This is a genomic window from Stenotrophomonas sp. AB1(2024) (genome assembly GCF_037482345.1).
Taxonomy (GTDB): Bacteria; Pseudomonadota; Gammaproteobacteria; order Xanthomonadales; family Xanthomonadaceae; genus Stenotrophomonas.
Genome location: NZ_JBBHKO020000001.1, coordinates 1,649,639 through 1,670,098, shown reverse-complemented (window position 1 = coordinate 1,670,098; position 20,460 = coordinate 1,649,639). Strand labels below are relative to the sequence as shown.

The window sequence follows — 20,460 nt, the reverse complement described above, 5'->3', positions numbered from 1 at the left end:
GCGGTAAAGCAGGCGCGAATCAGCCTGTACCACCACGATCCACCTGTCGGTAGCCGATGGCCTCAGCCAGATGTGCGGTGGTGATCTGGTCGCAATTGGCCAGATCCGCCACAGTGCGGGCCACGCGCAGGATGCGGTGCATCGAGCGGGCCGAGAGCTGCAGCTGCTCCACGGCTGTTTCCAGCAGTTGCTGATCGTTGGCCTGCAGGCGGCAGTACACATCCAGCTCGGAGGGCAGCAGCTGCGCGTTGGCTTTCCCACAACGCTCCAGTTGGAGGTTGCGCGCTGCGACCACGCGGTTACGCACGCTGGCACTGCCCTCACCGCACGGTGCATCGCTGCGCAGTTCGCTCGGTTCCAGCCTCGGCACCACCACATGCAGGTCGATGCGGTCCAGCAGCGGACCGGAAATGCGCCCGCGATAACGCTGGATGGCATCGCCGCTGCAGCGGCAGCGACCGCTGCGGTCGCCTGCCCAGCCGCACGGGCAGGGGTTCATGGCCGCCACCAGTTGGAAGCGCGATGGAAACGCGTGGGTGCGTGCGGCGCGGGCGACCATCACCGTGCCCGATTCCAGCGGCTCGCGCAGCACCTCGAGCGTGTGCCGACTCCACTCGGGAAGCTCGTCAAGAAACAGCACACCGTTGTGGGCCAGCGAGATCTCACCGGGGCGGGGATACGAGCCGCCGCCGACCAGCGAAACCGCGCTGGCGGTGTGATGGGGGGCGCGATACGGCCGGTGCCGCCAGCGGGCCGTATCGATGCCAGCCCCACTGCACGAGGCGATGGTGGCCGTTTCCAGCGCTTCAGCTTCGGTGGCGTCCGGCAGGATGCCCGGCAGGCGCGAGGCCAGCAGGGTCTTGCCGCAACCGGGGGTGCCGAGCAGCAGGAGGTGATGACTTCCTGCGGCGGCGACCTCCAGTGCGCGCCGCGCCTGCTGCTGGCCGCGCACATCGCGCAGGTCGGGCACCGCCAACGGCACCACCGGCGCCGTTACGGCACGCGGCAGCGAGCGGCTTTCGAGTGCGGCGCAGACTTCCAGCAAGGTCCGGGCCACGCGGACATCCGCATGCTGGGCCAGGGCCGCTTCGGCGCCGTTGGCGCTGGCGACGATCAGTGTCCGGCCCAGTTCGGCGGCTGCGATGGCCGCTGGCAGCGCACCATCCACCCCGCGCAGCTCCCCGGTCAGGGCGAGCTCACCCAGGAACTCGTAGGTGTCCAGCAGCTGCCGGTCGATCTGGTCGCTGGCGGCGAGGATACCCAGGGCGATGGCCAGGTCGAAGCGGCCGCCCTCCTTGGGCAGGTCGGCCGGTGCCAGGTTGATCAGGATGCGCCGCTGCGGGTATTCGAACTGGGCGCAGACCAGCGCGGCGCGGACCCGGTCGCGCGATTCGCGCACCGCCGCTTCGGGCAGGCCGACGATCTGGGTATGCGGCAAGCCGCCGGAGAGGAGGACTTCGATCCGGACCGCGGGCGCATGGACGCCGACGCGGGCACGGCTGTGCACCAGCGCCAGGCTCATCGGGTTTCCTTTTACGGGGCCGGGCGCTCGGCCGGCGGTTGCGCAGCGGCTTCCAGCGCAGCCACGGTCTTCTCAAGCGCTTCCAGCTTCTCGCGGGTGCGAAGCAGCACGGCGCGCTGTACGTCGAACTCTTCGCGGGTCACCAGATCCAGCTTGCCCAGGCCGGCCTGGAGCGCGCTCTTGAAGGTGGCCTGCAGTTCTTCGCGCGACTGGCGCAGCCCCGGTGGGACCATGTCGCTCAGGCGACGCGCCAGATCATCGAGTTGGTTGAGGTCAATCATGGTGTCTCCACTGGTGGGGGCATTCTCGGCTTGGCAGGCCGTAACCACCATCAGGCAGGCCAGGCTTCATGGGTAAGGATAATCCGCGCCGCAGGGACCGGTGCGGTTCGGGGGCGTCGCGTTCATCGGCGGACAGGCGTTATCCTCTGCCGCGAAGACAGGAGCCAACAGATGAAGATGGTCATGGCGGTGCTCAAGCCGTTCAAGCTCGATGACGTGCGCGAGGCGTTGGCCGAACGCGGGGTCACCGGGATCACGGTCACCGAGGTCAAGGGCTTCGGGCGCCAGAAGGGGCACACCGAGCTGTACCGGGGCGCCGAGTACGTGGTGGATTTCCTGCCGAAGGTGAAGATCGAGGTGGCGGTCACCGACGGTCAGGTGGATGAGGTGGTGGAAGCCATCGTCAAGGCGGCTGGCACCGGCAAGATCGGCGATGGCAAGGTATTCGTCTACGATCTGGGCAGCGTGGTGCGCATCCGCACCGGCGAGCTGGATGCCGACGCCCTTTAACCTTTGAACCACCGGTAGAAGCGCTTCCAGGCCACGCGCACGCCGGCCACCCAGCGCGGGTCGGCCACCTGGGCCGCTTCGGCGGCGCTGGGGCGGGTACCGGTCAGGCGCTGGCGCATCTTGAGCAGGTTCTTCCTGTCGCTGCGGCGCAGCTGGCGCGACACCGGGTGCACCGGCAGCCAGCGGGGGCTGCGCCAGGCCGAGGTGAAGTCCACCAGCACCGGCACGCCGCCGTTGACCATCACATTGGTGCCGTGCAGGTCATTGTGGGTGATGCCGGCGGCATGCAGGCGGTCCAGCGCGTACTGCAGCTGCTCGAACACGTCGATGCCTACCGACTGGGCCGCGCTCAGGGTCTGGCCAGGAATGAACTCCATGCCGAGCGCCAGCCCGCCGATGGTGCCCAGCAGGGCCGGGGCGTGCTTCCAGCCGGCCAGGCGCTGCAGGATGCGCGCCTCGCGGCGGACCAGCAGGCGGGCCACTGGCGACAGCGGGGTGCCACGGTAACGGGTGTAGTCCTTGACCACCGCCGGCTGCCCGTTGAGGCAGGTGCGATAGACGTCGGGTTCAAGCAGGCGTTCGCCGCGCTTGAGCAGCTCGGCGGGGGCGGTGTCGTCGACACACGAAGCAACAATTGTATTCATGACGTTCTGGGGCGACCCGGCGGTCGGCGCAAAGCGTCAGGCGTACCGGTGTTGCTGAATGGGGGAGAGCTAAGATTCCGTTAATTTTAGTACTCGGGAGTACACGAAACCAGTGTTTGTCAGAGAAATGTCGTAATCGGACGTAGAACAGTTTGTCGCGTCAGCGCGGCGTGAAGCGACGGCATCCCTGTTTTTGTCAATAAACTCAATTACTTGAGCATCATCATCTGCCGTCTTGGCGTCCGCCCCGCCCTGACGCGCGCTCCGCCCGGATCCCACCGGTGGACATGAATGTCCCGTGCCGCCAACTTGACCGGGAGCGGGTGGGTGCGGACCATAGTGGTATTGAACAAGGCCTGCGCGGCAGCACCGCACCTGACGGCACGTCTCCGTCGCGCCTGGCGCTCCCCCCCTTTTCACCCCGATGGGTTTCCGGCAGTGGCCGGTGGATGCTTGATGATCAAGATTATTGTGGTGGCCCTGTTCGTGGCATGCGTGCTGTACGTGCATTACCGCGGCAAGGTGCGTGCGCGCTGGTCGCGCCAGCTGCTCGACCATTCCAGCTTCATGGCACCGATCAACGTGGTCATGTACCTGTTCTCCAAGGTGCCGACCACGCCGTTCCTGGATCCGGGCCAGTCGTTCCCGCAATTGCAGCTACTGCGCGACAACTGGCAGATGATCCGCGATGAAGCGCTGGCGCTGCGCGATACGGACAAGATCGCCGCATCCAGCAGCTACAACGATGCCGGGTTCAATTCGTTCTTCCGCCGCGGCTGGAAGCGCTTCTACCTGCGCTGGTACGGGCCGTCGCATCCGTCGGCCAAGGCGCTGTGCCCGAAGACCACCGCGCTGCTGGAGTCGATCCCGGACGTGCGCGCGGCGATGTTCGCCCAGCTGCCGCCGGGCAGCGAGCTGCGCCCGCACCGCGACCCCTTCGCCGGGTCGCTTCGCCTGCACCTGGGCCTGGCCACGCCGAACGATGACCGCTGCTACATCGAGGTCGACGGCATCCGCAAGAGCTGGCGCGATGGCGAGTGGATGATGTTCGACGAAACCTACATCCACCACGCGCACAACGAGACCGATGCGGACCGGGTGATCCTGTTCTGCGATATCGCTCGCCCGCTGCGCTTCGGCCTGCCGGGGCTGTTCAACCGCGCGGTGGCGGCCACGCTGCTGGCCGGCGGGGCCTCGCCGAACCTGCCGGGTGATCCCACCGGTGGGGTCAACAAGGCCTTCGGGGGCGTGTACAAAGTGCGCCTGAAGGCCAAGGCACTGCGTGCACGCAGTGCCTTGGCCTACCACGCGATCAAGTGGGGGCTGGTGCTGCTGGTGATCGCGGGGATCTGGGCGCTGTAATCCAGCTGTCCGAGGGCCGGCCAACGGCCGGCGCTACTGGAATGCAAAAGCCCGCGCTGTTGCCAGCGCGGGCTTTTTTGTCCACCCACCTCGGCGGTAGCGCCGGCCGTTGGCCGGCCCTCACGAACCCCGAATCAACCCTTCAGCGCAGCCTGCACGAACGGCGGCGTAACCAGCACGCCGGTGTGCAGCGCGGCGGTGTAGTACAGCGTGCCGAAGCTCTTGGAGGCCGAATCGGCCTGGCGGAAGTCGAAGCTGCTCGGGCCCTTGCGCGCCAGGGTCACGCTCCACCAGCCGGTGGGGTAGCACGGCTGCGGGAACGGCAGGGTCTTGAATGACTGGAAGCCGGCCTTCCCCATCTCGGTGCGCATTTCGTTGATCAGGTCCAGCTGCATCAACGGCGATTCGGACTGCTGCACCAGGATGCCGTCGTCCTTCAGCGCCTTGAAGCAGCTCTCGTAGAAGGCTTTGTTGAACAGGCCCTCACCGGGACCGACCGGGTCGGTGGAATCGACGATCACCACGTCCACGCTGCCGGCCGGGCAGTTGGCCATGTAGGCCACGCCATCGTCGAACATCAGCTCGGCACGCGGATCGCTGTTGGAATCGCACAGCTCCGGGAAGTGCTTCTCGGCCATGCGGGTGACCTGTTCGTCGATGTCGCACTGGGTCACGCTCTCCACGCCCTGGTGCTTGAGCACCTCGCGCAGGGTGCCGCAGTCGCCGCCGCCGATGATCACCACGCGCTTGGGGGCGGCGTGGGTGAACAGCACCGGGTGGCTGATCATCTCGTGGTAGAAGAAGTTGTCCTTGCTGGTCAACATGATGGCGCCGTCGATGGTCATCAGGTTGCCCCAGTCGGTGGTCGCGAAGATCTCGATCTTCTGGAACGGCGACTGCACTTCGTCCAGCTTGCCCTTCAGGCGGTAGCCAATGGCCGAGCCGGTGCGCTCGAAATGCTCGATGTACCAGTTGTTGTTGTCAGTCATGGGATAACGGTCCTGTTCGGAAGGGGGATGGAGGCGGGCTGGCCTGTTCAGGTTCCAACCTGGGCACGGGCGCGGGCGCGCATGATAACGGAGCTGTCGCCATATAGGCGTTATCATGCACCCCCTTTTTTACCAACCAGGCCGACTGAAATGACCGATTGGTCCCTCGACCAAGCCCGCAGGACCTACTCGATTCCGCATTGGGCGGATGGTTACTTCGACGTGGATCAGGCAGGACACATGGTGGTGAGACCGACTGGCCAGGACGGCCCGGTGGTGTCCCTGCCCAAGGTGGTGGACGCTGCGCGCGCTGCCGGGGCCAAGCTGCCGCTGCTGGTGCGCTTCCCGGACATCCTGGGCCAGCGCCTGGGCAAGCTGCAGGCCGCCTTCGGGCAGGCCCAGACAGATTGGGACTACGCCGGCGGCTATACGGCGGTGTACCCGATCAAGGTCAACCAGCACCGTGGCGTGGCCGGCACCCTGGCCAGCCACCACGGCGAGGGCTTTGGCCTGGAGGCCGGCAGCAAGCCGGAGCTGATGGCGGTGCTGGCGTTGTCGCGCCCGGGTGGCCTGATCGTCTGCAATGGCTACAAGGACCGCGAGTACATCCGCCTGGCCCTGATCGGCCGCAAGCTGGGCCTGCAGACCTTCATCGTCATTGAAAAGCCCTCCGAGCTGAAGCTGGTGCTGGAGGAAGCCAAGGCGCTGGACGTGAAGCCGGGCCTGGGCGTGCGCATGCGCCTGGCCTCGCTCGGTGCGGGCAAGTGGCAGAACAGCGGCGGCGACAAAGCCAAGTTCGGGCTGTCCCCGCGCCAGCTGCTGGACCTGTGGAAGTCGCTGCGCGACACCGAATATGCCGACTGCCTGAGCCTGCTGCATTTCCACATGGGCTCGCAGATCTCCAACGTGCGCGACATCGCCAACGGCATGCGCGAAGCCACCCGCTACTTCGTGGAGCTGTCGCGCCTGGGCGCGAAGATCACCCACGTGGACGTCGGCGGCGGGCTGGGCGTGGATTACGAGGGCACCCGTTCGCGCAGCTTCTGCTCGATCAACTACGGGCTGGATTCGTACGCCAGCAACATCGTGCAGCCGCTGGCCAACGCCTGCGAAGAGCACGGCCTGGCCCCGCCGCGCATCGTCACCGAGTGCGGCCGCGCGATGACCGCGCACCACGCGGTGCTGATCGCCAACGTGTCCGAGGTCGAGGAAGCGCAGGAAGGCCGCGTGCCCGACCCGCACGACGACGAGCCGGCCGCGATCCGCCACCTGCGCGAAATCCACGATGACCTGGACCAGCGCCCGGCGGTGGAGCTGTTCCAGGAAGCGCAGCATTTCCATGCCGAAGGCCTGTCCAGCTATGCGCTGGGCCAGATCGACCTGCCGCAGCGGGCGCGCATCGATGACCTGTTCTATGCCATCGCCCATGCCGTGCGCGCACGCCTGAGCTATGACGAGAAGAGCCACCGCCCGGCGCTGGATGAGTTGAACGAGCGCCTGGTGGACAAGTACTTCGTCAACTTCAGCGTGTTCGAGTCGATTCCCGATGCGTGGGCGATCGACCAGGTGTTCCCGATCGTGCCGATCGAGCGCCTGGACGAACAGCCGCAGCGTCGCGGCATCATCGCCGACATGACCTGCGATTCGGACGGCATGGTCAAGACCTATGTCGAGAACGAAAGCCTGGACACCTCGCTGCCGCTGCATGCGGTGAAGTCGGGTGAAAGCTACCGCATCGGCTTCTTCATGGTCGGTGCGTACCAGGAAATCCTGGGCGACATCCACAACCTGTTCGGCGATACCGACGCGGTGGAAGTGCTGGCCGACGCCGATGGCTACGCCATCACCCAGCAGCGCCGTGGCGATACCACCGATGTGATGCTGGATTACGTGGGCTACAGCCTGGCCGATCTGCGTGCCAGCTATGCAGAGCGGGTTGCGGCGGCCAAGCTGTCGCCGGCACGTGCGCAGGAACTGTCCGACGCGCTGGAAGCGGGCCTGACCGGCTATACCTACCTGTCCGACGAGCCGCTGATCTGATCGGTAGGGTGCTGTACCGCCGGGCAGAGCACGGCCCCACGACGCGTAGAGCCGGGCTCTGCCCGGCTGCTCCATGAGCAGCCGCGCCATCTTCCATCTGTTCCTGCACGCCGCCGTGCCGGCACTGCTGGCGTGGATGTTCTGGCGCAAGCGGTTCCTGTCGGCATGGGCGCTGTTGCTGCTGGGCTGGATCATCGACCTGGACCACCTGCTGGCCGATCCGATCTATGCACCGAACCGCTGCAGCATTGGCTTCCATCCGCTGCATACCGCACCGGCCATCGCGGTGTATGCGGGGTTGTGCGTACCGAAGAAGACGCGGTTGTTCGGGATCGGGTTGATCATCCACATCGTGCTGGATGCCATTGACTGCTGGTGGATGCACTCAAGCCGGTAGCGCCGACCGTTGGTCGGCGCTACCGGTCGCTCAACCTGCGGGTAGTGTCAGCGTTGCCTGCAGCCCACGGCTGTCATTGCGCAATCTCAATCCACCGCCATAACTCTCAGCAATATCGGCCACGATCGCCAATCCCAACCCGCTGCCCGGCGCGCGCTGGTCCAGCCGCACGCCACGACCCAACACGCGTTCAAGGTCGCCCTCGGGGAGACCACTGCCATCGTCATTGACCTCGATCTGGATGCTGCTTCCGGCCTGCGTGACCGTTACCTCCACCCGCCGTGCGGCCCACTTGCCTGCATTGTCGAGCAGGTTGCCCAGCATCTCTTCCAGGTCCTCGCGTGCGCCGGCAAACACACCGGCAGCACTCGAATCGCAGGCGAACGCCAGGTCGCGCTCGCCATGCACGCGCTGCATCAACCCGCAGAGCGCAGCCACCACCGGTGCCACCGGCGTGCGCTGCTGGTGGTCGGCGGCTACGCCCACCGCCAGGTAACGGTCGATGCTGGCCTGCATGCGTGTCGTTTCGCTGCGCAGGGTGCTACGCCAGTCCCTGCCATCGCCCGCCGCTTCCGTGGTGAGCACCGTCAACGGCGTCTTCAACGCATGCGCCAGATCCTCGGCGCTGCGCCGCGCACGCAGCACCATGCGGCCGTGGTGGTCCAACAGCGCGTTGAGTTCTCCCGCCAACGGCGCCACTTCCTTCACCAGGCCCTGCTGCGGAAAGCGCACATCCTCGCCATTGCGAACCTGCTCGGCGATGCGGCCCAGCCGGGCCAGCGGGCGCAGCCCGTAATGCACCTGGGTGACCAGCACGGCGAACCAGAGGGCGATCAGTACGATCAGCGCCAGCGCGGTGCGTTGGCGGAACGCGTTCACCTGCGCATCGAGCTGGCTGCGGTCGGTTGCCACCACCACCTGCAGCGGAGTGGCCGCGCGCGGCAGGGTGACCTGTTGCGCCAGCGCACGCAGCGGCTGCTGCAGCGGGCCGCTGGTGTCGAATGCCTGGGGCGGGCCGGTGCGCAGCGTGGTCGGCACCGCGAGCGTTTCATCCCACAGCGAACGCGATTGCCCAAGCGCCTGGCCTTGAGCGTCCTGCAGCTGCCAGTACGCGCCGGAGAACACGCGCCGATAATGTTCGTCGCCCAGTTCATCGCGTACCTGCACACCACCCTGCGCGTCGGTTTCAACCAACGCCAGCACCGCGATCAGGTCATTGCCCAACTGCTGGTCCAGCGCTGTGCGCGCCGAGCGCTCATACATCGCGCCCAGCCACCACGTGGCCAGTGCCGAGACCAGCACCATGCCCAGGCCACCGGCAAGCAGCAGGCGGCTGCGCAGCGAGCGGATCTTCATGGCTGCGCCGACAGGCGGAAGCCCTGGCCGCGATGGGTGTGGATGAGGCTGCTGCCGAGCTTGCGGCGGATCCGCCCGATCAGCACATCGAGCGTATTGGAATCTGGATCGAAGCCCGCTTCATACACATGCTCGCCCAGCCGCGAACGGCTGATCACCACATCCGGGTGGTGCATGAAGTAGCTCAGGATGCGGTGTTCCTGCGGGCTCAGCGGCAGCAGCACGCCGTCCAGCTCGAAGCGGCCGGCATTGACGTCCAGTCGCAACGGGCCGCACTGCAGGCGTGGGCTGGCATGCCCGGCGCTGCGGCGGATCAACGCGCGCAGCCGCAGCAGCAGTTCCTCGGGTTGGAACGGCTTGGTCAGGAAGTCATCGGCGCCGGCATCGAAGCCGGCCAGCTTGTCGTGCCAGCGCGTACGCGCGGTGAGCACCAGCACCGGGAAATCGCGCCCGGCCTGGCGCCAGCGCTCGATCACGCTCAACCCATCCAGTCCCGGCAGCCCCAGGTCGACGATCGCCGCAGCGATGTCCTCCACCTGGCCCTGGTACTCGGCGTCACGGCCCTCGCTGCTGTGGACCACCACGTAACCGGCGTCCTCGAGCAGCAGCTGCAGCTGGCTGGCGAGCAGGGCATCGTCCTCGGCAAGCAGGAGTCGCATCTCAGTCCTCTTCCATCTTGAGCAGGCGGCCGCTGGTCGCATCATAGTCCAGCTCCATCACAACGCCGTTGGCACCGAGGATTTCGATTTCGTACTTGCCATCGTCCAGCTCCACCTCCAGCAGCTGCCCGGGGTAGCGGCGCAGGGCATCGCTCACCACCGTTTCCAGCGGCACGTAGCGGCCCTGCTGCACGGCCTGGCGCACGGCCTGCTGCTGGCGTGCACCGCCATCGAGGACCCGCATGGGGTCCTGCGCGGAGGCGGTCAACAACAATGGCAGGAGCAGTGACAGGGCGGTCATGGCAGCGGGGGCAGGGAAGGGCTGCATACGGTATACGCCGGGCCTTTAAACGGTTCCTGACAATGAGGCTCATGGTCCGCTTAAACGCGCTTGCCAGACTGGCGGCGCCGGGATGGTCCGGTGCCCCTTTCAGGAACTCCCCCATGAACAAGCTGATCCTTGCCGCCGCCCTGGCGACCGCCTTCACCACCGCCCCGGCCTTCGCCGCCGATCTGTCCGCTGCCGATGTACAGGCCAGGCTGCGTGCCGCCGGTTACACCCAGGTGCATGAACTGGAACGCGACGACGGTGTCTGGGAAGCCGATGTAACCCGCGCCGATGGCAGTGTTGACGAGGTGATCATCGACCCCGCCACGGGCGAGATCTTCGACCCCCGCGACGGCCGTGCCCTGCTCGATGCCGGACAGATCCTCACCCTGGCCGGCAAGGCCGGGCTGACCCGGATCGAATCGGTCGAACGTGACGGCGCCACCTGGACGCTGGAAGCGCGCAATGCCCGCAACCAGCGCGTGGACGTGCGCATGAGCGGCCATGATGGCCGGGTGCTGTCGACCCGTCGCGACGGCTGGTGGGACTGACCCGCGCCTGCCTGCGTACCACATGCAAACGGCCGGGTTTCCCCGGCCGTACTGGTCATGCATGCGGTGCCCGTTACCAGCCTACCGGGCCAGGACCGGCCGCATCCCAGTAGCCGCGGCCATACCCATAGCCACCCCCATACGGTCCATAGAAGCCAGGGCCCTTGCCCTCGCTGATCTGGATGTTGAGGTTCATGTTGCGGGTCTTGCCTTCGTCGTTGGTGTAATTCTTGTTGAGGTTCAACTCGGCCGCGTTGAAATGCGTGTTGCCGAAGTTCTTGGCATAGCCGATGCCGGTGGTGATGCTGCCGTTGACCCGCAGCTTGTCGTCGGTGACCTCGGCGATGCCGTTGGCCGCGCCATCGCGCGGGATCGCGCGGCGGCCGCTCTTGTCGCCATAGAAGGTGCCGGGCGGGTCGCCCCGCAGGGTGGGGTCGTTGAGGTACTGCAGCGGCTGCTGCGGCACGGACAGGTCCAGACCGGTCGTCGACTGCGGGCCGGTGGCGCCGGCAGCGGACTGCGCCAGCACGACACCGGGGGCCATCAGGCACAGCAGCAGGGAAAGCGGGCGGATCATGGTGGGGCTCCGGGGCAGGCAAGGCGGCCGACAGCGCTGACGCTAGCAGCCGTTGCTTGAATGATGCCTGTCGTGGGCCTGCATGCAAGGGAAACCTCCGCCGTGGCGTGCGGTCGCCGCGTTCTGCCGGGTGTGGATCAGCGCAGTCAGGTCGAAGCCCTGGACTGGAACGGTACGTTGTCGTGCCGTCATGTCGGGATCGCCGGTGCGGCGCTATGCTGGCCGGGACCCGTTCAATGGAGGTGCGGATGTACCAGGTGATCCTGCTCAAGAGCGAGCACGACTTTGCCCGCGAACAGTGGGAGGCGGTGGACGAGGTGGTCGATCACGAGGGGACGGGTTATTCCCTGCGTGCCGGCCCGCGTCAACCGCTGCCGACCGATCATCCGTGGGACGAAATCGCGGTATACGCGCCCGAAGAGATCAGCGAGGAGGAGTTCCAGGAGTGGTACGCGGCCCTGCAGCCGCAGGTCGAGGAATTGCGCCTGAAGTATTGAGGTTGCATACCCGGTGTGAACGAGCCTCGGTTTATAGTCCGGGCAGGCGCGATAGTCCGCGTGAACCCTGGGTGCTGGTTTGTCTTTCCGTCATCGTTTCCCCCTGTTGCGGCCGCTGGCGGCTGTAGTGCTCTTTGCCTGGTTGTGCGTGGCCCCCGGGGCCTGGGCGCAGGACCTTGGCGACCCCGCTGCCCAAGCCAAGGCGCAGCTGACCCAGGCCGACAAGGAGCTGAAGGCGATCCGCTCGGCACTGCCGGACGCGGAAACCCGCGAGACGCTGACGCCGCTGTTCGAGCGGGCGATGGCGGTGCAGCGTGACGCCGATGATGCACAGGCCACCCTGCAGCCGGAGCTGGACCAGCTCGACACCCGCCTGACCCAGTTGGGCACGGTGCCCGAGGGCACCGTGGAGGCGCGCGACGTTGCCCAGCAGCGCAGATCGTTGAACCAGCAGCGTGCTGATATCGCCGCCGCGGTGGCCCGCGCGAAACTGCTGGCGGTGGATGCCAGGCAGCTGGGCGCGGACATCGAGAAGACGCGGGTTACCCAGCTCAGCGAGGACCTGGCCCGCAAAGTCAACTCACCCCTGTCGCCCTCGCTGTGGCGACAGTTCGCCCACGACGTGCCGAACGACCTGAAGGCGCTGGGTACGTTGTACCGGCTGGCAGAAAGCACTGCCCGCAAGGCGATCGCGCAGCATGGCTGGATCGCGCCGCTGACCGGGCTGGCGGTGGCGCTGCTGCTGTTCTTCCCGCTGCGCCTGTGGCTGCGCGCGGCCGGGCGCCGCTATGCGGCATCCGAACGGGCACCGGACGGGCGCCTGCGCCGCTCCGGCCTGGCGATGTGGCTGCTGGTGGTTGGCACCATGCTGCCAGGGCTGGCCTGCGTGGTGTTCTTCGGGGCGCTGGATGCCATCGGCGCGATTCCGCCGCAGTTGGAAAAAGTGGTGTTCAGTATCCAGGTGGCGACCTATATGGCCGCCTTCATCACCGCATTGAGCGCGGCTCTGCTGGTGCCAAGGCGCCCTTCCTGGCGCCTGCTCAACCTGGATGACACCGCCGCTTGGCGCCTGCGCAAGTACGCGTGGGGCGCGGCTGCGCTGACCTGGATCAGCATCGTGCTGATGGCGCTCGGACGTGCTGTGCGCACCAGCGCGATCACCACGGTGGCAGTGGACGGGCTGATCGCCATCACCTACATGGCGCTGATCATCGGCATCCTGATCTCGCTGGCGCGCCTGCACCGGCGCCAGACCGACGAGGCGGCGGCCAAGCTGGAAGCGCAGGCGCACTCCGACGGCAAGGCCAAGGGCCCGCCGCGCCGCAGTGGCTGGATCGTGATCGCGCGGCTGGCCGGCCACGTGGTGGTGGCTGCTGCAGTGATCGCCACGCTGCTGGGCTACCTCAACCTGGCGCTGTTCGTGGCCCAGCAGCTGGTCTGGGGCGCGGTGGTGCTGATGGCGGCCTCGCTGCTGATGAAGTTCGCCGACGACCTGGCCACGTGGCTGCTGTGCCCGACGAGCAGTGTGGGGCGGACGGTGTCGCTCACCACCGGAGTGAGCGAGTCGCGGGTGATCCAGGCGGGCGTGCTGCTGTCGGCGGTGCTGCGCGTGGGTGTGATCCTGCTGGCGGTGATGGCCCTGACCGCGCCGCTGGGCAACCTGAGCGCGCTGTACGGTGGGCTGGACACCCTGTCCAAGGGCATCCGCCTGGGCGACAACCTGACGCTCAAACCGAGCAGCGTGTTGTACGCGGTGCTGGCCTTCCTGCTGGTCTGGGCAGTGATGCAGACCTTCCAGCGCTGGCTCACCGACACCTACCTGCCCAAGACCGAACTCGACGCGGGCGCGCGCAATTCGATCAGCACGGTTACCCGTTATCTCGGCATCATCGCGGCGGTGTTGTGGAGCCTGACCGCGCTTGGCATCGGCTTTGAGAAGCTGGCATTGGTGGTCAGCGCGCTGTCGGTGGGTATCGGTTTCGGCCTGCAGGCGATCACCCAGAACTTCGTGTCGGGCTTGATCCTGCTGGCCGAGCGGCCGGTGAAGATCGGCGACTGGGTGAAGCTGGGCGACCAGGAGGGTGATATCAAGCGCATCAACGTGCGCTCCACCGAGATCCAGGTGGGCGACAAGTCGACGCTGATCGTGCCCAACTCCGAGCTGATCACCAAGACCATCCGCAACATGACCATGGGCAACGCGCAGGGCCGGATCCAGATCCAGTTCACCGTGCCGCTCAGCACGGATGTGGCCACGGTGCGCCGGATTCTGCTCGATGCGTACACCGAACACGCGGGCGTGCTGACCGACCCGGCACCGTCGGTGTTCATCGATTCCATCGCCAATGGCCAGGTGGCGATCAACAGCTTTGCCTACACCTCCGGCCCGCGCGCCGTGTATGGGGTGCGCAGCGATCTGTACTTCACCATGCTGCAGCAGTTCGCCGCCGCCGGCATCGCCCTGTCTGCGCCGACCGATATCCACCTGGTCGGCGAAGCGCCCGCACCGCGCGAACGGTGACAACCTGCAGGGGGCGCGCATCAGGCGCGCGCATCCTGTGGAAGGCGGTTTGGTGGATCGGGCAGGACGACCACGGGGGGCTGGAGGGGCGGCTGGTCGTCGTCGGGCTGTTCTTCGGACGCCTTGGGCCCCTGTTTGATCGGTTTGAGCGCCTTGCCGGGGGAGACATGCGGGGTGCGCGGGTTGCCGCCCACCTTGATCAGCATGCCCGCAGCGCCGCCCCCTTCGCCCAGTCGCTCCTGCAGCGCCGGGCCGTGCAACGTTAGCGTGGCGGGGTCGACCAGATGCAGGGTGCGGCCATCGCCGGCACCCGGCGGTGGCGACACCAGGACATGGGGGATGTCATCGACGGTGCGGACCTTGATCTCGTGGAGGGGCGATGCCAGCGAACTGCCCACCTTGGCAACGGCCATGCCCTCGCGCATCGCCCAACGAACGCCCATGACACGCGTGTCCGGGCGCTGTGGGTCCACTACCGCCCAGAGAAAGCGCAGATTGCCGCGTGCAGTGCGTTGCACGATGCCCGAACCAATCCGCAGCACCGCCAGGCTGCCGGCTGCGGGATTGAGCGCATCGAGGGTGCCCCGACCCAGCACCCTCGACAGTTCGGTGAAGCGGGGCAGGGTCATTTTCAGGCCAGGCCGCATCAGCACCTTGGCCATGCCGCCGATGACCGGACCCACCACGATGATCGCTTCCAGGTAGAGCCCGAACGCTGCCATCGCAAATTCGTTGCGGTTCTTCGAGAGGCCGCGCAGGTTCTCTACGAAGGGAACGATGAAGTACACGGTCTTCAACCACAACGGCGCATCATCAAGGTGCTCTTCGTAGCTCGTTGGCGCCCACCCCTCTCGACGGAACGCCGCCGCATCCAGCCAGAAGAAGTCGTTCCGGACCGGCTCGACCAGGGCGTGGAACGGTGAGTGGGCGGCCGTGTCGTTGGCGTCGACCGGCCGCGCCAGCAGTGGCTCGACGATCACATCCGAACTGCTTCCATCGAGCAGTGCACGGTCCGATGCGTAGGCTTCCCAGTCCACCTCCAACGACGTGCCCCGACGCACGCGGATCGTGGCGAAGTTGCCACTACGCAGGCGCACCTTGCGGTTCTGCAGCTCCCCTCCGATTGGCAGCGGCCCCTCCAGCGTGAGCGGTACGATTCTGCTTTGCAGCGGGAAGAGCTGGAAATGGCGGGGCTGCCCGTCCACCTGCAGGGTGTAGACCACGCCGAAGCGCCCCCGGTAATGATCGGTATCGTCGCGGGTTTCCTGCTGCGCCTCCAGATCCGTGTGCGTGCGCAGGGTGAACACCTGCACATCGCCGCGGCGGAGTGCCGCACGCTCTTCCTCCGGTCGTTGGTACAGCGCCTCTTCGATCAGTACGCCATAGCCGCGCTGGGCCTTGCGGAAATAGGCATCGAAGCGTTTCTGGTAGCGGGCGTTGATGTCCGCCATCCGGGCAAGGCCTGGTTTCATGAGCGCAAAGGCGTCCTGCTGGGCGGCCTCGAAGCGCGGATTTCCCTGCGCCGGGTTGAGCGGCGAGCTGGGCGCGAACCTGCGGCAGGGGCGCCACTGCCCGGCTCCGGTGCGCAGCGCGCCGGCAGCCACGACCTCGAAAAACGGAAAGCTGCTGCCGAAGAGGTTGTCGTCGTTGCAGAGCCGGAAGTCCGTGGAGTTCCATGGCTGGTCGGAGAGCACGCCCGGAAACCGTGGGAATACCCGGCGGATTTCCGCTTCGACCAATGGCATGCGATAGGGCAGGGGCGCCAGTACGTCGGCGATGGCGCGCTCGATGTCGGCCACGCGCTGGTCGAAGGCGCGCAGCGCGGCCTCGATGCGTTCCGGCGGCGGCACCGGCAGTGGCGCCTGGTGGTCCAGCTGGCGGAACACATACCAGTCAAGGGTCGGCAGGCGCCGTGCGTCCAGGATCAACTGCCTGACCAGGTCGGGTGTTCCGCTGCCCTCGCCCAGATCGGCAGCGAAGGTGATCAGTTCACTGAACCGCATCTGCTGGGACAGACCGCGCCGCAGCCGTTCGGCCAGGTGCACGCCGCTGACGTAATGGATCGAGGCGATCGTGTTGCCGTAGACCAGGTTGGCCGGAACGTCGCCCGGGAGCAGCTCCGGTGCCAGTTCCTGCAGCGCCAGCGTCCCTGCCAGCCCCAGCAGCGAGTCCGGAATGCGGCCCATGCTGCGCAGGTAATCGTGGAAATCCTGGCGGATCTGGGCGAAGGTGCGTCCCCAGTTGGGGTATTTGTGCAGCCGGTAGCCGAGCAGGATCCGCGCATCGCGGTCGGACGCGGGCCCCAGGTCCAGGATGATCGCCTCGCGGGTCAGGCTGCCCAGCAGCGTTGGCGAGGTGGGCGCGACCGCGCTGCCCAGGTACCAGCCGAGCTCGCGCAGCAACGCGGTCTGCAAGGCCGTTGCGCGCGGTGTTCGTGCCATGCGGGCCACGTAATGACTGCTGCGGTGCAGCTGCTCCGGTGCGATCTCTCCTTGCTGAAGCAGTGGAAGGGCCAGGTATTCCAGCAGGGTCTGTCCGGCGGGCGCGCGCTGTGCCAGGAATCTGGTGGTGGTCTGGCGGACCTGCTCAACATCGTCGGCGCTCAGTGCATCGGCAGCGTGCAGGAGCTCGGGGCGCATGCCGAGCCGAAGCTCACCGAGCAGGCGCTCGGCGCAGCGCCCGGCGCCATCGACATGGGTCGCCTCGCCGGGACCGCACCCCCCGTGCGCGGCCAGGGTGTCGGACACGAAAACCCGGCCATCGGACCGGACGTGGCCGCCGAGTCGGCCCGCCACGTCGCGAAGCTGGGCCAGGGGCTGTGCAAGGGAGCTGTGCTGCCAGGGTCCGCTACCGTTGAACGTATGAGGGTTGCCGAGCTCGTCCTGCACGTGCACGTGCCCCGCTGCGTCAACGGCCATCCAGCGTAGGGGCAGGGGTACCTCCTCCATCGCCTCCAGGAGCCCGGGACTGACGATGAGCTGCGCCAGGGGCTGCAGGGCGGTCTGCAGCAGTGCCGCTGTCGAGGTACCCAGTGCTGGGCGATACAGGGTCGTGGCTGCGTCGGGCCGGTGCATCAGTACGCGGCCGAGGTCCTGGAGTTCGTTGCTGGCCTCCTGCCAGCGTGGCAACGGCGCTGCATGACGCTGCCAGCGTTCGTGAATCCGCGCAATGGCATCCAGCAGTTGCGCCTGCGTACATGCCACGGCTGCAGGGCAGGGCTGGCGCACCGGCAGCGGGAGCGCGCCGTGGAACTGCAGGGCATTGACCAGTGGCACCGACGCGCCGGGCGAGAACCTGCCCAGGCGGTCGGTCATCCGGTACAGCGCTTCGCGTGGGTGGGCCAGCAATGGCGGGAGCGCGGCGCTGAGGCCGTCGATGATCACTACGCTCCGCCCCGAGCCGCGCACTCTGGCGGTCAGTCCATCGGCGCCGACCCGCAGCGACGGGTAGGACGCATTGACCCGTCGCATCTCCAGCCACACCTCGGTCTGTTCGAACACCCGCTGCAGCTGCTGCTGGGCATCGCGCCATGCCATGTGCAGTGGCGAGGGGAAGGTTGGCAGCAGCATCTGGTGGGCCAGGGCCTGATCCAGGGTATGCGGTGCGGTGTCGAACTGCGCCCACAGCCGATCCAGCAGTCGCTGGTGATCCTGCTGCGCCGGCGAGTCGCTGCGCGCGTCCCACTGCACTTCGACCCGTGCGCTGCCCAGCGGTGACAGGTGCTGCGGTGCCAACTGGGCCTCGATCATGGCCAGGCTGGCGTCGAACGGGGCGTCATCCATTGGAATGGCAGGCAGTGGCGCGGCGTAGTAGGCCAGCATTTCCGGGACGCGCAGGCGGCCGTCCGAGCGCACGGGTGCATGCAGGAGCGTGGCAATCCCGCGCAGCATCGTGTCGAGCGCCGCCAATGCGGCCGGAGGGTGCCCGGCTTCGAACAGGGCCACCTTGCGCGTGCCCTGCAGGGCATGGGCGTAAACCGGACCATGCGCAGGGTAGACCAGCTGTGCCGGATCGACGTGGTGGTGCCAGCACAGGGCGATGACGTCGGTATGCTGCGAGACCTGCAGCAGCAGGCTGCGCGCCAATGCCGTGTTGTGCCCCAGGTGCGAGCGTGGGTCTGGCCGCCAACTGCTCCACGCAGGTTCGAGCCCGCGGATCGGTACGCCCTTGGCCTGCCGCACCTGTGCGTGCAGGCGCCGCAATGTCGCCGTCTCGTTGGTGGGGGCGATATGGCCGTCCGGCAACTGCTGCACCGTGCGCTCCAGGCGCTGGATGAGCCGGTCCAGCGCGGGAGGCGTGTGCGCCTGCGTGGACACGTCCTCACCCAGGTAGAAGCCCAGTGCACATGCCAGGCGTGCCTCGACGGCGTTGTCGAAGCACCCGCCCGCGTCCAGTACGTTGCGGTGCAGGTTGGCCAGCAGCGCTTCGGTGGGGGGCGACCATGCAAGGCTGTCTGAGCCATGCGGCACTGGATGCAGAACGATCACCGTTCCCGACGTGGCACGCGTACCGGTCAGGGTGCCGTTGTAGACCACCAGCGTGGAGGGGGGCAGGCGTTCGGCATAGAGGGTTGCAAGGAAATCCTCCTGGCGGTACAGCCAACCGAGCTGCTCGCGCACGGACAGCAGCGCACGCGCGAAGGGCGAGTCCGGCGCGGCAGTGAATGCAATGCGGGAAAGCGCTGCGTTGCCTGCGGCGGATGCGGCGTCCCGCAGCGTCCACAGGGCATCGATCAGCGCGACCTGATCCTGCACGGCGGCCTCGTCCTGCACTGCCGGGTCGGGCGATGGTTCCGGTTCGGACGCGGCCAGCGAGCGCGTCGGCCGGCGCAATGCCCAACCGGCTGCCGCGTCGAGCAGTGGCTCGTCGACGTCATCGCCCAGCCCGCAAAGTGCACGCAGCGCCTGGCGGAAATTCGGTGCATCACGTGCCACGGGCAGGTCCAGCACCACGCGGGCCTGCATCGTGATGTCGTCGCCCACGGGCAGCACGGCCACGCGCAGGGCGAGCGCCTCGCCCAACGCTCTGGCTTCCCGGCTGGGCGGCTGCAGGAACAGCACACGCTCGATCCGCTCGCCGATCTGCGCGACCGCTGTCTGGTAGGCGTTGTCCAGCGCCCAGGCGACCAGGCCACCACCGGCCGCCGCTGTGGCCAGTCCACACGCCACGGTGGCAGCGCCCCGGTGCCGCAGGAGCGGAGATATCGCAGGCGACAGCGCGGCAGTGGCCAGGGCAACCGGCAATGCGGGGGCCAGCAGGCGCGCACGCTCCCCGGCCGACCGCGCGGCGGGCGGAGCGGACGACATGGCTGCGCCAGGCAGCATCGCGGCCGCAGGGGGCGTCGCGAACAGGCGCCGGGCGGCGCTGCCGGCCAGGTCCAGCTGGTCCAGCGCGGCCGGCAACCGCGCCAGCTGACGGCCAGCAGCCGTGGCCGGTGGGGCGGGCGGCCGCTGGCGGAACCAGAGCGCCCACGCGGTACCCAGCAGGACCAGGCGCAGTGGGGACGAGGGGAGCTCCAGCTGCCGATGCAGTGTGTCGTGGGCGTTGTCGGCGTGCTGCAGCAGCGCCTCCAGGCCGCCTGGGAGCGAGGCGATCAAGGGCTCCACCCATGCGCCGCCGCGCAGCGAAGGCAAGGGGAGCTGGCACAGCCAACGCAGCCATGCCAGCGGCGTGCCTTCCTGCAGCAGCCGGGGCAGCGCCATCGCCTGCTGCGACCAGGACAGCCACCGCGCACCCTGTGCGCCCACGGCCAGGTTGGCCACGGCATGCAGCGCAATGCCGGCTGCACGCTGGCACTGGAGCCGGCCAACGCCGCTGACAAGGCTGGCCACGACCCGCGCGCACTCCCGCCGCCACGCGCCCGTCGTGAGCGGCAGGCCGGCATCCCAGTCGAACAGCGCCCGCTCCAACGCGCCAGGACGGTCCATCAGCGGCATGTCCTTCATCGCCCGCGAGACGTACTGCCCCAGCGCATCAGGCGACCCCTCCGAAAGCAGATGCTGCAATCGGGATTCGAGCAGGGAAAGTTCCGAGGGCAGCAGCGGGCAGCGACGCAGGAAGCGCGCAAGGGCCGGCGACAGCGTGTCGGTTTCAGGGGGTGCCGCATGGCCGGGCGAGGCGTTGGCCACGCTGGAGGGAGCAAGGTGGGGCGTCGCCGCGTGCGACGCCCGCGAGCGATCAAAGGACGCGTGCGGTATAGGTTCCGCAGCCCGCAGTGGAACCAGAA

16 protein-coding genes are annotated in these 20,460 nt (G+C 67.5%); 7 read left to right on the top strand and 9 right to left on the bottom strand.

All coding sequences use genetic code 11. From position 1 onward, the window contains the following. Positions 1–19 precede the first annotated feature (19 nt). Positions 20–1,522 carry a YifB family Mg chelatase-like AAA ATPase gene (locus tag WIX41_RS07855; RefSeq protein WP_339446528.1) on the bottom strand — a complete coding sequence of 501 codons (1,503 nt, stop codon included), beginning with the start codon at positions 1,520–1,522 and terminating at the stop codon, positions 20–22. 11 nt (positions 1,523–1,533) lie between these two features. Next, complete coding sequence (gene ubiK, locus WIX41_RS07850) at positions 1,534–1,803, bottom strand: ubiquinone biosynthesis accessory factor UbiK (RefSeq protein WP_068854332.1); 270 nt, start codon at positions 1,801–1,803, stop codon at positions 1,534–1,536. A 171-nt stretch (positions 1,804–1,974) separates the two neighbouring features. Here ubiK and WIX41_RS07845 point away from each other — a divergent pair, with 171 nt between their 5' ends. Beyond that, positions 1,975–2,313 (top strand): P-II family nitrogen regulator, encoded by a 339-nt coding sequence (locus tag WIX41_RS07845; RefSeq protein ID WP_068854331.1) that lies wholly within the window; start codon positions 1,975–1,977, stop codon positions 2,311–2,313. On the opposite strand, the gene WIX41_RS07840 is transcribed toward WIX41_RS07845, so the two are convergent. Further along, complete coding sequence (locus WIX41_RS07840) at positions 2,310–2,957, bottom strand: RIO1 family regulatory kinase/ATPase (protein ID WP_339446527.1); 648 nt, start codon at positions 2,955–2,957, stop codon at positions 2,310–2,312. The genes WIX41_RS07845 and WIX41_RS07840 overlap by 4 nt on opposite strands. 456 nt (positions 2,958–3,413) lie before the next feature. Between WIX41_RS07840 and WIX41_RS07835 the strand changes: the two genes are divergently transcribed. Beyond that, entirely contained in the window at positions 3,414–4,319 is a 906-nt protein-coding gene (locus WIX41_RS07835; RefSeq protein WP_339446526.1) for an aspartyl/asparaginyl beta-hydroxylase domain-containing protein, read from the top strand. Between the two features lie 134 nt (positions 4,320–4,453). Here WIX41_RS07835 and speE read toward each other — a convergent pair whose 3' ends face one another. Further along, on the bottom strand, positions 4,454–5,308 hold the full coding sequence (gene speE / locus WIX41_RS07830; RefSeq protein WP_339446525.1) for a polyamine aminopropyltransferase: 855 nt from the start codon (positions 5,306–5,308) through the stop codon (positions 4,454–4,456). A 150-nt stretch (positions 5,309–5,458) separates the two neighbouring features. Between speE and speA the strand changes: the two genes are divergently transcribed. Beyond that, positions 5,459–7,348 carry an arginine decarboxylase gene (gene speA, locus WIX41_RS07825; protein ID WP_339446524.1) on the top strand — a complete coding sequence of 630 codons (1,890 nt, stop codon included), beginning with the start codon at positions 5,459–5,461 and terminating at the stop codon, positions 7,346–7,348. A 73-nt stretch (positions 7,349–7,421) separates the two neighbouring features. Further along, positions 7,422–7,745 (top strand): DUF6122 family protein, encoded by a 324-nt coding sequence (locus tag WIX41_RS07820; protein ID WP_339446523.1) that lies wholly within the window; start codon positions 7,422–7,424, stop codon positions 7,743–7,745. A gap of 30 nt (positions 7,746–7,775) precedes the next feature. Here WIX41_RS07820 and WIX41_RS07815 read toward each other — a convergent pair whose 3' ends face one another. The 3 genes from WIX41_RS07815 to WIX41_RS07805 are packed head-to-tail and all read right to left on the bottom strand — an operon-like array spanning position 7,776 to position 10,061. After that, complete coding sequence (locus WIX41_RS07815) at positions 7,776–9,101, bottom strand: HAMP domain-containing sensor histidine kinase (RefSeq protein WP_339446522.1); 1,326 nt, start codon at positions 9,099–9,101, stop codon at positions 7,776–7,778. Continuing rightward, a complete protein-coding gene (locus WIX41_RS07810; RefSeq protein ID WP_339446521.1) occupies positions 9,098–9,760 on the bottom strand; it encodes a response regulator transcription factor in 663 nt (220 codons plus the stop codon). Before WIX41_RS07810 ends, WIX41_RS07815 begins: the two co-directional genes overlap by 4 nt. Before the next feature lies 1 nt (position 9,761). Continuing rightward, the gene (locus WIX41_RS07805; protein WP_339446520.1) at positions 9,762–10,061 is read right to left on the bottom strand and encodes a PepSY domain-containing protein; all 300 of its coding nucleotides are present in this window, start codon (positions 10,059–10,061) and stop codon (positions 9,762–9,764) included. A 143-nt stretch (positions 10,062–10,204) separates the two neighbouring features. Between WIX41_RS07805 and WIX41_RS07800 the strand changes: the two genes are divergently transcribed. Next, entirely contained in the window at positions 10,205–10,639 is a 435-nt protein-coding gene (locus WIX41_RS07800; protein WP_339446519.1) for a PepSY domain-containing protein, read from the top strand. 73 nt (positions 10,640–10,712) lie between these two features. Here WIX41_RS07800 and WIX41_RS07795 read toward each other — a convergent pair whose 3' ends face one another. After that, entirely contained in the window at positions 10,713–11,216 is a 504-nt protein-coding gene (locus tag WIX41_RS07795) for a hypothetical protein (RefSeq protein ID WP_339446518.1), read from the bottom strand. A gap of 248 nt (positions 11,217–11,464) precedes the next feature. Between WIX41_RS07795 and WIX41_RS07790 the strand changes: the two genes are divergently transcribed. Continuing rightward, the gene (locus WIX41_RS07790) at positions 11,465–11,713 is read left to right on the top strand and encodes a hypothetical protein (protein WP_339446517.1); all 249 of its coding nucleotides are present in this window, start codon (positions 11,465–11,467) and stop codon (positions 11,711–11,713) included. A gap of 127 nt (positions 11,714–11,840) precedes the next feature. After that, positions 11,841–14,234 carry a DUF3772 domain-containing protein gene (locus WIX41_RS07785; RefSeq protein WP_339446516.1) on the top strand — a complete coding sequence of 798 codons (2,394 nt, stop codon included), beginning with the start codon at positions 11,841–11,843 and terminating at the stop codon, positions 14,232–14,234. A 20-nt stretch (positions 14,235–14,254) separates the two neighbouring features. On the opposite strand, the gene WIX41_RS07780 is transcribed toward WIX41_RS07785, so the two are convergent. Continuing rightward, positions 14,255–20,362, bottom strand: a complete 6,108-nt coding sequence (locus WIX41_RS07780) for a hypothetical protein (protein WP_339446515.1) — start codon at positions 20,360–20,362, stop codon at positions 14,255–14,257. Positions 20,363–20,460 lie beyond the last annotated feature (98 nt).